This is a genomic window from Paenibacillus sp. JT22N1 (genome assembly GCF_059692155.1).
In genome coordinates, this window is the sequence record NZ_JCAUAW010000003.1 from 384,397 (window position 1) to 398,970 (window position 14,574).

At 41.6% G+C, this 14,574-nt stretch carries 14 protein-coding genes; 4 read left to right on the forward strand and 10 right to left on the reverse strand.

Features of this window, described 5'->3' with window-relative positions; all coding sequences use genetic code 11:
- Positions 1–4: 4 nt before the first annotated feature.
- The 9 genes from bshC to AC58UU_RS08195 form a co-directional block, all read right to left on the reverse strand.
- A complete protein-coding gene (gene bshC / locus AC58UU_RS08155; RefSeq protein ID WP_497314554.1) occupies positions 5–1,639 on the reverse strand; it encodes a bacillithiol biosynthesis cysteine-adding enzyme BshC in 1,635 nt (544 codons plus the stop codon).
- Between the two features lie 145 nt (positions 1,640–1,784).
- A complete protein-coding gene (locus AC58UU_RS08160) occupies positions 1,785–2,747 on the reverse strand; it encodes an ABC transporter ATP-binding protein (protein WP_497314556.1) in 963 nt (320 codons plus the stop codon).
- Positions 2,740–3,777, reverse strand: coding sequence for an ABC transporter ATP-binding protein (locus AC58UU_RS08165; RefSeq protein ID WP_029196529.1), 1,038 nt, complete (start codon positions 3,775–3,777; stop codon positions 2,740–2,742). The genes AC58UU_RS08160 and AC58UU_RS08165 overlap by 8 nt, the downstream gene beginning before the upstream one ends.
- 13 nt (positions 3,778–3,790) lie before the next feature.
- Positions 3,791–4,723, reverse strand: a complete 933-nt coding sequence (locus AC58UU_RS08170; RefSeq protein ID WP_497314557.1) for an ABC transporter permease — start codon at positions 4,721–4,723, stop codon at positions 3,791–3,793.
- Positions 4,724–4,726: 3 nt separating this feature from the next.
- Entirely contained in the window at positions 4,727–5,659 is a 933-nt protein-coding gene (locus AC58UU_RS08175) for an ABC transporter permease (RefSeq protein WP_497314559.1), read from the reverse strand.
- A 102-nt stretch (positions 5,660–5,761) separates the two neighbouring features.
- Complete coding sequence (locus tag AC58UU_RS08180) at positions 5,762–7,444, reverse strand: peptide ABC transporter substrate-binding protein (RefSeq protein WP_497314561.1); 1,683 nt, start codon at positions 7,442–7,444, stop codon at positions 5,762–5,764.
- 393 nt (positions 7,445–7,837) lie between these two features.
- Positions 7,838–8,239 (reverse strand): DUF3397 domain-containing protein, encoded by a 402-nt coding sequence (locus AC58UU_RS08185; RefSeq protein WP_497314563.1) that lies wholly within the window; start codon positions 8,237–8,239, stop codon positions 7,838–7,840.
- 14 nt (positions 8,240–8,253) lie between these two features.
- Positions 8,254–9,201 carry a ketopantoate reductase family protein gene (locus AC58UU_RS08190; protein WP_497314565.1) on the reverse strand — a complete coding sequence of 316 codons (948 nt, stop codon included), beginning with the start codon at positions 9,199–9,201 and terminating at the stop codon, positions 8,254–8,256.
- A gap of 106 nt (positions 9,202–9,307) precedes the next feature.
- Positions 9,308–9,961, reverse strand: coding sequence for an RsfA family transcriptional regulator (locus tag AC58UU_RS08195; protein WP_047672335.1), 654 nt, complete (start codon positions 9,959–9,961; stop codon positions 9,308–9,310).
- Positions 9,962–10,352: 391 nt separating this feature from the next.
- Between AC58UU_RS08195 and AC58UU_RS08200 the strand changes: the two genes are divergently transcribed.
- Positions 10,353–10,583: a DUF2626 domain-containing protein gene (locus AC58UU_RS08200; protein WP_029196536.1), complete on the forward strand. Its 231-nt coding sequence runs from the start codon at positions 10,353–10,355 to the stop codon at positions 10,581–10,583.
- A gap of 45 nt (positions 10,584–10,628) precedes the next feature.
- Here AC58UU_RS08200 and AC58UU_RS08205 read toward each other — a convergent pair whose 3' ends face one another.
- Complete coding sequence (locus tag AC58UU_RS08205) at positions 10,629–11,780, reverse strand: class I SAM-dependent methyltransferase (protein ID WP_497314567.1); 1,152 nt, start codon at positions 11,778–11,780, stop codon at positions 10,629–10,631.
- A gap of 89 nt (positions 11,781–11,869) precedes the next feature.
- On the opposite strand from AC58UU_RS08205, the gene AC58UU_RS08210 reads away from it, so the two are divergent.
- The 3 genes from AC58UU_RS08210 (at position 11,870) to AC58UU_RS08220 (ending at position 14,557) form a co-directional block, all read left to right on the forward strand.
- Entirely contained in the window at positions 11,870–12,835 is a 966-nt protein-coding gene (locus AC58UU_RS08210) for a hypothetical protein (protein ID WP_497314569.1), read from the forward strand.
- Positions 12,836–12,936: 101 nt separating this feature from the next.
- Positions 12,937–14,031 carry a coiled-coil domain-containing protein gene (locus tag AC58UU_RS08215; RefSeq protein WP_497314571.1) on the forward strand — a complete coding sequence of 365 codons (1,095 nt, stop codon included), beginning with the start codon at positions 12,937–12,939 and terminating at the stop codon, positions 14,029–14,031.
- Positions 14,032–14,068: 37 nt separating this feature from the next.
- Positions 14,069–14,557 carry a hypothetical protein gene (locus AC58UU_RS08220; RefSeq protein WP_497314572.1) on the forward strand — a complete coding sequence of 163 codons (489 nt, stop codon included), beginning with the start codon at positions 14,069–14,071 and terminating at the stop codon, positions 14,555–14,557.
- Positions 14,558–14,574 lie beyond the last annotated feature (17 nt).

Sequence of the window (14,574 nt, forward strand, 5' to 3'; positions counted from 1 at the left end):
CCTCCTATAAATAATAAATACGGTGCAGACCGTCCACAGGAATCGGCGTCTCAAGTAAATCTCGGAGCCATTCATTCCCATACCGATTCATATAAGCACACCCATTATACACTCTTTCTTGCGGCTTGGCGAACGGTAATATGGTTAGTCTTATGCGTTCTAATTGTCGCAACGCCGCATCGAATTGCGTCTTATGTGCTTCTCCGGCTTTATTACGCAGGAATTCGATTTGCTCGAGAATTTTCGCCAAATTCGTTTCTCCGAGCTTTTTAACCCCGGGGTTGATCGCGGCAAGAGATTCCACAAGAGGTGTGTAGTTCACACAGAATTCCGATTTTACGGCATCGAACCGCTCATTTAATTGCAATGTATCTTGCGCATCCAGCCATTCTTGCTTCTTGTGCTCAAAGCGCTCAAGCACGTCCTCAAATGTAAAACCATATTTGTTCATTTGCTTCTGAACTGTACCCTCGATCAATGTAAACTCCATGCGCGGTGCTATGATCGGCATTTTCATGCCAAACTGTTCAAAAGCATGCTTCGTCAGCGACCAGTAAGCAATCTCACCTGGTCCTAACACAGTAGCCAGAACAGGGAATAGAAATTCTTGCATTAGAGGTCGCGACATCACGTTGTTGCTCAAATTCTCAGGCCTTGTTAAGGCTAAATCTTGAAGCTGCTGTTTAGTATAACTATTGTCCTTCTTCTTATCTGTAAATAGTTCACCTTCACGATGCAAAAGCAGCCGCTGCCCATCTGCAAATACAAATAAATTAGCTCCGTCTCTGCTTATTTCAGCTTGACTCTCATATCCTGCTTGCTCAACTGCATCCTGACTCTTCTCTAATGACCCCGAGAATGCTTCATTCTGCAGGATTAGCTTCTCAAACATGGACGCTTCCAAAGCTCGCAAGGAAGGTTCATCAGAATCTATGAGGACGAGCCCGTATTCCCCAAAGAGGATAGCCATCCAGCGAGCAAAAGCATCGGATAATGTCGCCCCATCCTCTGTTGTTCCCTCCAGCTTAGCCATTAGCGAAGCTTTAAACTCTGTATCCATCAGGGATTGATCCAACGCCGCCAAGGCCTCTTTCCATGCATCAGGCTCAAGAGGCAGCCTGCTGACGGATGTGCGTCGCCCTGTCGGATGATCAACCTTGATTTTCTCAATTTGCTGAGCGTTCGATAACGTATACGTATGGTTAACTTCATCGAAATCATGATCCTCACCGGCGATCCAAAAGATCGGCACAACCGGGCGTTGTAATTTCCCACTCCATTCACGAGCCAGTTGAACAATGCTTATGGCTTTGTACAAAACAAGCAGCGAACCGCCAAACAACCCCGCTTGCTGGCCTCCCACAATCGCAAGTGTATCCTTATCAGCCAATGACGAGATATGATCAAATGCAGCCTGTGAATTTCCTATTCTCTCGTTATATTTTTCCAAGACTTGCACCAAGCGCCTTCGATCAACTTGAGGTGAAGTCTTTACCTCGTCTAACCATTGTACTCGGGACCGCCAGTCCTCCAAGTTTCCGAAGTGGTAAGGAAATAAAGCTTTAGCTTTATCTGTCTGAGCTATGTAATCTTCCGCTAACTTCTGATTTTTCTTCCAATGAAAAGTTTCCATTTGCATATGCGACTAGTGTCTCCTCTTCATACCAAATAAAACGACTATTCTTTGATTGTACACGTAAGGTTCGCAATCGTCAAAACTGTATTTTTAATAATTACAATTGAACATTAAAAAGCCGCCCCCCTACGGGGACGGCTGAACATTCTTAATACAAATGACAAGCCACGAAGTGATTTGGTTCCACTTCTTTTGATGGCGGCATCGATGCCGCACACTGTGGCATTGCTTGTGGACAGCGCGTACGGAACGGACATCCACTAGGCGGATTAAGCGGACTTGGTACATCACCTTGAAGAATGATGCGCTCACGTGTACGCTCAATTTCCGGATCTGGGATCGGAATCGCAGAAAGCAGCGACTGTGTGTAAGGATGAAGCGGCTTCGCATAAAGAGCATCAGAAGTCGTCACCTCAACGAGGTTACCAAGGTACATAACACCGATACGATCGGAAATATGCTTAACCATCGCCAAATCATGCGCGATAAATAAGTAAGTCAAGCCCATTTCCTTCTGTAATCTCTTGAACAGGTTAACAACCTGTGCTTGTACGGAAACGTCCAATGCAGAGATCGGCTCATCCGCAATAATAAATTTCGGTTCAATTGCAAGCGCACGGGCAATCCCGATACGTTGACGCTGACCACCGGAAAATTCATGCGGGAAACGATTGGCATGCTCATCGTTCAAACCAACGGCGCGAAGCAATTCCATTACACGTTCTTTACGTTTAGGACCTTTGTACAAACCATGAATATCAATACCTTCAGCAATGATATTTCCAACTGTCATACGAGGATTCAAAGAAGCGTAAGGATCTTGGAATACCATTTGCATATTCCGATTAAAGTCTTTCAGCTTCTTCCCCTTCAACTTATGAACATCTTCACCGTCGAAAATGACTTCGCCTTCTGTTGCATCATAAAGCTTAATAATCGTTCTACCCGCTGTCGATTTCCCACATCCGGATTCCCCTACGAGACCAAATGTTTCACCGCGGTTAATTTCTATGGAGAAATTGTCAACAGCTTTCAATATTTTACCGTTGCCAAGATTAAAATGCTTCTTCATATTACGAATTTGTAAGATCGGTTGATTAGATTTAGACATGTTGATGACCCCCCACTCCTACAGGACGTTCAACCTTCGGTGCATCTGGGTGCAACAGCCAGCAAGCGGCACTGTGTGTTTCAGAAAGCGACGTATGCTCTGGATCTTCTTCCAAACAATGATTCATTGCATATGGACATCTGGCTGCAAAAGCACACCCTTTTGGAGGTGCGAATAGATCTGGTGGCGTACCTGGAATAGGTACAAGCTCTTCATTACTATTCGTATCCAAACGCGGCACTGAACGAAGCAAGCCCCATGTATATGGATGCTGCGGCTCATAGAAAATTTCATCTACTGTGCCTTGCTCAATAATTTTCCCTGCGTACATAACGACAACACGTTGAGCCATATCAGCTACGACACCAAGGTCATGCGTAATTAAGATAATAGATGAGTCCGTTTTAACAGAAATAGTCTTCATCAAATCAATAATTTGCGCTTGAATCGTTACGTCAAGAGCCGTTGTTGGCTCATCCGCGATAAGCAGTTTAGGCGAACAAGCAAGTGCGATAGCAATCATAACACGCTGACGCATACCACCGGAGAGCTCATGTGGATACTGATGAATACGGCCCTCTGGGGAGTTAATGCCTACAAGCTTGAGAATTTCAATAGCTCTCTCTGTTGCAGCCTTTTTGCTCAAACCTTCATGCTTGATCAAACCTTCTGTGATTTGATCGCCGACTTTCATCGTCGGATTCAAAGAAGTCATTGGATCCTGGAAAATCATACCCATTTCGGATCCACGAATTTTCTCCATTTGTTTGTTGGAAAGTTTGGTAATATCCAATTTCCCGTCAAACATGATAGAACCGCTTTTTATATAGCTAGGCGGAGTAGGAATTAAACGCATGAGCGTTTGTGCCGTAACGGACTTACCGCAGCCGGATTCACCTACAATCGCCAACACTTCACCTTTTTTCAAAGAAAAAGATACGCCGCGAACAGCTTGAACTTCCCCCGCATACGTCCGGAAAGAAACTCTCAAATCTTTTACTTCAAGTAAATTGTTATTGGTGCTCATCATTATTCACCCCTTCTTACTTGCGCATTTTTGGATCAAGCGCATCACGAAGCCCGTCGCCGAGTAAATTGAAGCTTAATAGAATCAAGCTAAAAATAATAGTCGGGAAAATCAGGCGATGCGGATATAAACGGATATAGTTGGCGCCGTCAGATAGCAAGTTACCCAGCGATGCAAGCGGCGGTTTAACACCAAGACCAATGAAGCTAAGGAACGCTTCAGTAAAGATAGCGGCTGGAACAACAAATGTAATTTGCACGATGATGATACCTAACGCATTAGGAATCAAGCTGCGCATAATAATTCGCATTGGAGATGCACCAAGTGTACGGGATGCAAGCACGAACTCTTGCTCTTTCAGCGTTAGCATTTGACCGCGCACCAATCGTGCCATTGGAACCCAACCCGTTATGGCCATAGCCAAAATAATAGAGGGAATACCTGAACCGATAACCATAATGAGAAGAATCGCGATCAACAAGAAAGGAATCGCATAGACGATTTCAATTGTACGCTGCATTACTTCATCAACTTTCCCGCCATAGTACGCAGAAATACCACCATAAAGAACACCGATAACCAAATCAATTAAAGCTGCTATAATCCCGATAAATAAGGAGATGCGTGTTCCCCACCATACACGGGTCCAAACATCGCGGCCGAAGTCATCTGTACCGAACCAGTGTTCACCACTTGGAGCCACATTTTTTACTTTTAAGTTTTGCGTCTGATAATCGTAGCTTGAAACAAAAGGTACAATTATCGCTAATACGATCAAGGCAACCAATATAATTAAGCCAGCCATAGCCAGTCTATTTTTCTTAAGTCGTCTCCATGCGTCCTGCCAATAATTGAGCGAAGGTCTAACAATTTTTTCGCCAGTTAAAGATTTATTTGAAACGGGAGCAAACTTGTAGTTATTCTCAGTTGCATTATTTGGTGTTTGCATGATTTATTTCCCGCCTTTCCCAAGACGAATTCTAGGGTCTACAAAGCCATACACTACGTCTGTGATAAAGATTACTAAGATAAGAATACTTGAATAGAAAATCGTTAATCCAGAGATCATGGTGTAATCGTTGGAAGAAACGGAAGAAACGAAATGTTTTCCTAAGCCCGGCACACCGAAAATTTGTTCAACAACTAGCGTTCCTGTGATTACGTTTACAAATATTGGACCTATTATTGTGATAACAGGTAAAATAGCATTTCTTATCGTGTGCTTAACAACAACTGTAAAATTGCTTAAACCTTTGGATTTGGCTGTCTTAATGTAATCTTGGTTCAGAACGTCCAACATGGATGTACGCATCAAACGTGCCAAGATTGCAATCGTTCCGAAAGAAAGCGCAATCGCTGGTAAAACTCGATAACTTGGACCTTTCCATAAACCTGCAGGAAGAATACCCCATTTTACACCGATATAATAAGAAAGCAATGGACCGAGAACAAATGATGGGATGGATACACCCAGAATCGCAATAAACATTGCCGTGTAATCTCCCGCTTTATTATGCTTCAAGGAGGCAATAATCCCTAAAGTAAGACCTGCAACAATAGCAATAGCGATAGAGATCAACCCAAGTTCTAGTGAAGAAGGGAATGCTTGTTTGATAATATCAGTAACTTTGTGAGCAGGGAATTGAAAGGAAGCTCCTAGATCGCCATGGATGATGTTGTTCATGAATGTCAAGTATTGTTCCCATAGCGGCTTATCTAAACCGTATTGCTTCATTAGCATCTCTTTCGTAGCCTTAGGAATCTTTTCGGCGCCTTCTCCCAGTGGATTACCTGGTAAGTTTTTCATCAATACGAATGTAAATGATGCAATTAGCCATAACGTAATAAGCGCATATAAGAAACGGCGAAGAATGAACTTAACCATAATGCTCCTCCTTTATTAAAATGAACTGCTTAGAAATTTAGAAGAGGCCGCTCCCACGAGGTGCGAACGGCCCCTTCTTCTTAAAATGATATGCTGTTTGGACTACTTAATAGATGTCCATTTCAATTCCCATTCTTGACCAAAAGATGGAAGAATCAAACCGTTAACATTAGGCTTTTTCAAGTAAGCACGAGTACGGAAGTAAAGTGGTGCTACACCTTGATCATCCATCAAGATTTTCTCAGCTTCAACCAATGCTTTAGCACGCTTGGAAGGATCTACTTCTACTTGAGCTTGCTTAATTAAAGTATCATATTGCGGGTTGCTGTAGTCGCCTTCATCAAACTCTCCGCCAGTTACCCACATATCCAAGAACGTCATTGGATCGTTGTAATCTGCGCCCCATAGGGAAAGAGCGATTTCGAAGTCATGTTTGGAAGACAACTCGATACGTAGTGCATGCGGAACTGGGTTAGCTTCTGCTTCGTATCCAAGGTTTTGTTTCCATTGTGCAAGGATAAACTCAAGTGATTTTTTCGCAGTTTCTGTATCATCCGCGTTCACTTTCATTTTTGGAAGAGCTGATAAACCAGCTTCTTTCAAACCTTCAGCAAGCAATTGTTTTGCTTTAGCAGCATCGAACTTAGGTTGAGTATCGCCTGCAGATTTACGGAAGTCGCCGCCCGCACCGTCAGAAGTACCGCCAGGCACTAAACCTGTGGATGCTACGGAACCATTAGCAAGAACTGTATCTACGTAAGCTTGACGATCGATTGCCATACCTAGAGCTTGACGAATTTTCTTGTTAGCCAAGGCAGGAACTTTTTTCGTTTGGTACATCAGGTAAGAGTTAGTCAACTCAGGTTTAGGCAAGTTATCTGGTTTACCTGCATAAAGTTTAAGTTGATCGCGGTTGATTTCAGCCAAATCAGCTGCGTCTGTTTCGTATAGGTTAAGTCCTGTATTTGTATCTTTTACGATATTGACCGTTGCTTTCGTAAGCTTAACGTTAGCAGCATCCCAATATTTTTCGTTTTTAACAAGTTCAAGTGTTTGGCCATGATCCCATTTGCTCAAAATAAATGGACCTGCACCAATTACTTTATCAGCTTCTGCTCCATATTTATCGCCAGCTTTTGTAACGAAATCTTCTCTTTGTGGCAAGAAAGTTCCGAACGCAAGCATTTGTGTAAAGAAGGTAACTGGTTTCTCAAGTTTAATTTCAAGTTGTTTATCACTAATTGCTTTTACGCCTAGTGCATCTTGAGCTTTTTTAACATCTTCAGGTGTTTTTGCTTTCGTTACAGCTTCTCCACCTTTAATCCAAGCTACTACGAAGCTATATTGCCCTTTTGTTGCTGGATCTAATGTACGTTTGAAAGAATAAACGAAGTCTTGTGCTTTTACTGGTTGACCATCAGACCAATTCGCATTGTCGCGAATGTCGATTGTGTAAGTTAAACCATCAGCAGAAATTTTAGGGAAATCCTTTGCAAGTCCAGGAGTCGCTTTACCGTCTTTGTCAGTACGAAAAAGACCTTCGTTAAATGCGCTAATGAATGTGAAAGCAGCATTAGCTGTTGCTTTGGAGCTATCCATAACAGGTGGCTCTGCAGTAAAGTTGATTTTAATTTCTTGCGGTTTGTTAGAGGCCGCAGGAGCTGCTGTACCTTTAGTATCCCCAGTTGGAGATGCAGATGGTTCCTCTTTTTTGGCACAACCAATTGCCACACTACCCATAAGCGTTAATGCTACTGCTGTAGAAACCCATTTCGTCGCTTTCATAAAACTCCTCCTTTAAAATATGTATCTAAACATCTATGGTTAGGTGTTTTGATAGTTTTACTAACATAAACCTTACACCTTAAACCCAAAAATAATGAAACCGCTTCACACATGTCAGTATATCTGACGCGAAGCTCTGGTAAAAAAATTTACTAGACTCTACGCAAGGAATTATAACATATTACTATGCTTTGTCCAGAACTAATTTTCCTTTTAATTCACCTGTGTTAAAATAATATGAAGAAAAAGGTCCTTTACGGTTTCTAATTATACAACCATCGGTCAATAAAATCTAGACGGATTTCATTGTTATTTTCTACAAATCTTAAATAAATATTACAAACATACGCTAAAAATTGATTTATTCACATTATTTCCACAAAATCGTCTTGCCTAGGTCGAAAATATATAGTTTTTCCCGATATGCAGGAAAAATAGCAGGATGTAAAGTGCTGATAGACCCAGAAAACTAAGCCTCCACACTACCCTGCTTACCCTTAATAATTCGGTTTTCCCCTTCAAATGTGTCTGATAACCACCAATGATCCCAAAAGCGATGAGCAGCACGAGCGCAATTAGCCAGAAACCAAAATTCGTATGAAATAATTGATTCCACATCAAAGAAACAGAGCCTAGCAGAAATAAGGTCGTCACGTCCATAGTAAGTCTTGTTGTCATCTTCTTATCTCTAAGAAAAACAAAAACTAGAAACCACAAAAAGATAAACGTAATAAACGGCGCCACTGCTAAGACCGCATATATCGTAGATATCCAACTGGCTAACACATTCATCATTAAGAATCACCTACTTATTCTAGGGCTTTCACTAATTGGTACACGGTTTGGTGAGTCGGAATCTCAAGTTTTAATTCTTTTGCCATATTTACTAGGCTTCCGTTAATATGATCGATCTCGGTACGTCGGGACTGTTCAATATCCTGAAGCATAGATGAATGGTTTAAGCTAGTGGCCTCACAGACGCTAAGTAACGTGTCCCATAGCTCATCAGGTAATAAAATCCCCTTGGCAGTCGCCACCATACGAGTTTCTTGATAAAGGTCATTCATGAGTGAGCGTGTCCAGGGTGAAAGCAGCAAATCTCCGTTCTTCACACGTAAAATTGCCGTAAGCGGATTAATTACAGCGTTTATCGTTAGCTTGCTCCAAATCCTTACATCCATGTTCTTCGACATCATTGTATGAAATCCTGCCTTCTCCAGCATCTCAACTAACAAAATATGTGTTGAATTTACAAAATGATCTGAATCTTCCGATTTGCCTATATAACTGATACCATGTCCGGTGTGAGTAACCTCCGTTAAGCCCTCTCGTCTAGCTCCTTCCGTCGTCACAGCGAGCAGCAAACGATCCCACCCAAGCTCTTCTCCTAACCTCTGTTCGTGCCCTATTCCGTTCTGAAAACTTATTAGGTAGGTGTTATTAGACATTTGAGACTTCAAATTGTTGATTAGCTCTTGTGTAATAGCAGGCTGTTTGACCATGAGAAATATGTAATCAAAATGATGTAAAGACGATTTAGCCGTTTCTGCTTCTTCTATATAATAGCGAAATTCTATGACCCCACTTCGAGTAGTCCTAATCGCTTCTGCCGTTCCAACCAACTCGATACCCTTCTGATCTAGCTTATCTGCTTGTTCTATCGTTCTTGCAACGACAGTCATATATTCACAAAAAGCAGACAACTTAGCAGCGAATAGCAGTCCTAAGGAGCCTGCACCAATAATCATAATGCGCATCTCATGTCCCCCTCTACATACAATTCCCATTATACAACAAAAAAGCCCCAGTCCAAGGGCTCTCCTTGTTCTGAAGCTTCTTCTATATGTAAGTACGGACGGCAACTCAATCTACTCTTTCCAGGTTACCATTCGCATCCATCTTGAACCGCGGCTTCTCTTCTTCCTCTTCTTCAACAAGGAAGGCCATTTTCCTAGCACGATCCATAATTTGAATCAATGCTTTATAATCATCATTCACAACACGATAATCTGTTTCAACTTCATTAACTTGCTTATTCAGCTTGTTATTTTCTCTACCCAATCTATCTAGTTCGTCCTCTTTGTCTTGCAGCTCTTTTTCCAAATTTTTAATATGACGATTCATATCTTGGTACGTGTTTCTCCATTGTCTAAGAAACCGGATCACAGCATCAATCGATAATGTTTCTTCCGTGAATGTCTCTACTTTGCCCGTAGACAACTCAGGTCCATCCAGTAATCCGATGGAAGAAGAACCGGAAATCGAGACAGCCGCATGCTTTTTGAGCTGCGTTCTTTTCTGGCGCTGCGCTTTGGCAATCTGAATAGCCGCTTCATATTTTTTCCTCACAAAACTGTTCCATCGGAATCCACATGCTGCCGCTGTACGCCCAATGCGCTCTCCAACTTCTTCGAATGCAGATAATTGTGTACTTCCCTCTCGTATGTGACGCAGTGTCACCTCCGCTAAGATTAAGTCGTCTTCATCGCTCCAAGCATCTTGTCTAATTGCTGACATATGGTCGAACCTCCTAACATAATATAGGGATCATCTTTGGCCCCGAGATCAAAGTCTCTCCTTTGGGATCTTTAGTCCTTGATCAAAGACTCACCTATTGGGGATGCATCATAATAAAGAATCAATTCGTAGAGAGCAGGGATAAATTGATTCGTGCCATTATTATTATTTCTATGCCCGTACTAGAGTTCATAGAATCTATTTGATACTAAATGGTATTGCCAAATTTTTTGTCACTCATACATGGGATCCCGATAAAAAGACATACTACTACTATCTGATGAAATGTTTTCAATTTCGTCACCGTTTGACGGTTTACACCGCTCATTTCAAACGGTATAATGTGTTGTAGTTAAAGTGCAACGTGGTATGAGAGGGGGATGTTACGAGAATGGATCGCATGTTTCGGGTTCTAGGTTTTTGGACACTTGTTATCGCACTAATGAGCTTAGCTGGCGATATGATACCTATGTCTCTGATTTTCTTTTTTCAAACTGCCGTATTCGTCATTCTAGGCTATATGCGCTTGTCAGAACGAACTTACATATTGTTGTTCTGGGGATATATGATTATTTCCTTCAGCGGATTTACGTATTGGTCATTTTTCAAAATGTCTGTCTAATACCCACAACAATAACAACAAGCAAAAAGGTGAACCGACTGTTACTCAGCGGCTCACCTTTTTTTCATTGGTACGAGAATGCTTGCTTGCGATGAACACTTTGAACAGCTCGCTCATTTGATCGCTTAGGAGCAACTGCCTAATTGAGCGGTTCCGCTTAGACACCTCACTGAAAGGGTTCGGATCATAGTGATCTTGAAGCCTTTGCAATATCCCTTGCTCCACCAAAAACTCCCTTTGCGTCTGAAATTGGCAGTAAGTAAATCCACTCTGACTTGCAGCTAATTGACAAGAACTAAAATTAACATGAGATGTCATATCCTGCTCACCCTGATGGATGAATGGGTCATCCTGAGCTTGATGTTTGCGATAGCACATTAATGTTCCATTATAACGGTGAGGAGCGAAAAGTTCTTCTGCTGTATCGCCATAATCAATGATAATGCAACTCCCGCTTTGGATCCGTTCAGCTACACGTGAGACCCAACTTTCAGCTTCAAGGTTTATCTCCCCTATTTGACCATCCAACCATTGAACTTTGGACCGTTCTAGGAAGTCTAATATACGTTGGGAGCTAATAGGACGCCAAATTTCTTGAAAAATTTGCTCCTCTTCTTTCCATTTCACATAGGACTCCTTGAAAAGCAAATCTTTATAGCGAATTCGGTGGATTGGGAATGCATCCAATAGTTCATTCGCAAGAACATAAACCTCATCTTGCGGTGTCTGAGCCAACCATTCTGTTTCACTTGTGAATTGAATAACTTGGGCATGCTCTTCAAGCATTGATCGCTGCTGCTGACGATGATAAGCACTAGATTCAATGATTATATAGTTTAAACGAGCATAAATGGCGGGTTCAGATCGCTTTATTTCGCCCATGATGTGAAGGGCCATTCGCCCGTTCCCCCCTCCCCATTCAACAATATGAACGGGTTCTGTATGAGAACTTTCATTATGTAGCTGCTTACAAATAAATGATGCCACCATTTCCCCCATTACTGAACCAATAGAGGAACTTGTATAGAAATCTCCCTGTTTACCGATTTTCGGCCTATCATTACGATAATACCCATACGGTTCGCTGTATAGACAAATTTCCATATAGTCTCTGAATGTGATGGCTTGAAATTCTGCTGACTGAATTGCCTCTATTAAGGCAGTCACAACACTTGGGTGTCCGAGCTGATGATTCAATGATGAACCCTCCAATTCTTTACTTAAAGACAAAACATACGGAAACCATTATAATGAAGAAGGATTTATGGAAGGAGAGACAGAAAAGCATGTCAAAGAAGTGGATTACCTTAACAGCGGTAACGGCGATCAGCCTAATATCGTTGACAGCTTGTACAGACAACACGAAGGTCAAAGAAGCACTAGAACAATCACTAAATAAACAAAAAGAAATGAAATCTTACACCTTCGATGGGAGCACAACATTAGCCTTAAGCGATGGATTGATGAAATCTTCCAACCCTTTGACTAACGGGCTGTTATCTTTGGTCAGAGAAAGCACAATCGATTGGAAGGGCGTTAGCAATGTGGAGCCACTCCAGTTCCAGACGGACTTGAAAATAACACCTAAGGGCTCTACATCCCCTTTTGAGATTCCAATTCTCATTAAAGATAGCAAATTGTATTTTAATATGCCAGCATTAAATAAAACACCTGACGAGTACTATGCAATCGATCTACAAAAAATAAGTCAGAACAGTACTAGTCCCTTAACCGTAGACACCTTGAAAAATACTTCTCAATTGTCAACGACACTTGGTAATCTTATATTTAGCGGGATTGATCCAAAATGCTATAAAGAAGCCAAGGAACCGGTTAAGCTGAAAGACGGCTCTTCTGCCAAATCCATTAGCGTTGAACTTACGAGTAAAAATGAAAAAGAATTGAATACCCTGATGCAAACAAAACTTCCAGAGTTTATTGGGTACTTACAAAGCAATGGATTCCTTACAGCCGATAAAGCCGAACAACTCAAAAAAAATCAAGCAAATAATTTGCAGCTCAAAGCTCCAGGTAAAATGGTTGTCGCCATTGATGACACTGGCTTTATTCGTGACCAGACAATTGATTTTGGATTCACAGTAACAGTTGATGGCAAAGCGCAGGATAACCATATCCTTCTTCACCAAACCTACGACGCTATCAATCAAGCTTCTCCATTAACGAAAGAAATACCGAAAAACGTTAAAAGCTTCGATGAAATCCTTAAATTAATTACACCGGTTAAAAAATAGATGTAAAGCAAAATACTTACCTCTTCCCCAGAGGTAAGTATTTTTTTGTGCTTCATTTAATAGAAATATGATAATCTGTTCTTAGGGGGAGAATTCGTTCAATGACATATAAATTCGTAGCTATGATGTTGTCTATTCTATTGCTTACTCAAATAACACTACCTCTTCATACAATCTCAGCCGAGGAAAAGAGTCCTACACAAGATGAAGCCAAGGATCTCGTCCAAAAAGGGCTTACCATTTTCGAAATTGACAAAGAAGTGGGCCGATTAAATGAACAAGATGCAAACATCGTTGCTCAGATCAAACAAAATGAACTAGATATCATCAAGCAGAACAGCAATGTTGAAAATACCCGAAAACATGCCGGAAAAGTGCTGAGAGCTTATTATACAGGGGATCGAGATTCGATCTGGATGCTGCTGTTTACCGTAAGTTCCTTTACGGATGCATTGCGAATGTTCGAGTATCTGCAAATGATTATTAGTAATGATCATCGCGCCTTATCAGCTTTCACCGAATCGTTTAAGAAATTGAAAAACCTGCGCACCGAACTTGATTCTTCTCGCGTCGAGCTCCAGAAAACGAAAGATAAATTCCTCACACAGCGTGAGAGACTCGTAAAGCTTCAAGAAGAGCTGGACAAACAACTAGCCGTCAGTGCACAAGCACAAGTCATAGAAGCCCAAATAAAAAGCTTAAATGACCAATGGAAACAAGAAGGCATCCCTTTATTCCGCGAGTACTTAAATAGTTTATCTTCCGCTTTCCGAGAGCTGCCACAGTATGTAACGAAAGAAAATAAATTCATGGACTTATCTTCCATCAAAAATCCGGTCATAACGATTAGTGATACGGATTTCAATGCTTACCTTCATTCAAAAAATGAACTTTTACAGAATTTGAATTTTGAATTTGCTGATGGGTCGATCATTGCAAAAGGTAAAAAAGATCAGGTACAAATCGCCTTAGAAGGAATGTTTGTGTTAAAGGAACATCCCGACATGAATGAAGTCCGCTTTGTTGTGGATAAACTTGAATTCAATGGCTTCCAACTGCCTGATACCACAATTGAAGACTTCATGAAAGAATTCCAGCTTGGTTTCATCCCAAAAAAAATTGTCAATTATCTCGATGTCGTTAGTGTAGAGACGAAGAACGGCATCGCAGTTGTAAAACTCAAATTATCCCTGTAAAGTAGCAGAGGATAACGAAGTAAAGTGAGGACTACGAATGGAACCGAAAATTGGTCTGATGATGGATCTACCCGAAGGAAAAATACCTGGATTTTACGCACAAATCGTTAAAGCTCTCGCAGGTAAAGTTGAATTATTTGACCGCGACAAAGAATTGCTTATTGTCAGCAATGAAGAACAACAGCTTGCAGCACTCGATGTTATGGCTCATTTCAATATTGAGACAAACCTGATGCAGCTTCGGCTGCTGCCTGATGACGCCGAATTGACTGATCTATTCAGCGATTATGGCTTTACAAGCCGCGCAGAGCACAATTATTTATACGATAAGCTTGTCGTACAATTCCGATTTACAGAAGATAGCCCTCAAGCCGAAATCGACCAAGCAGCTCTTCAGATCGAGGAGCACCTGCTCGCTCAGTACCAAACTCAGGATCGTACTGTGTACGTCGTGGATCGGCAGCTCGAAGAGCTCATGCAGGGTATTGCCAAAGCTTATCGATGCCGCATCGAGATGATACCTTAGAACACACCAAAAAGCCC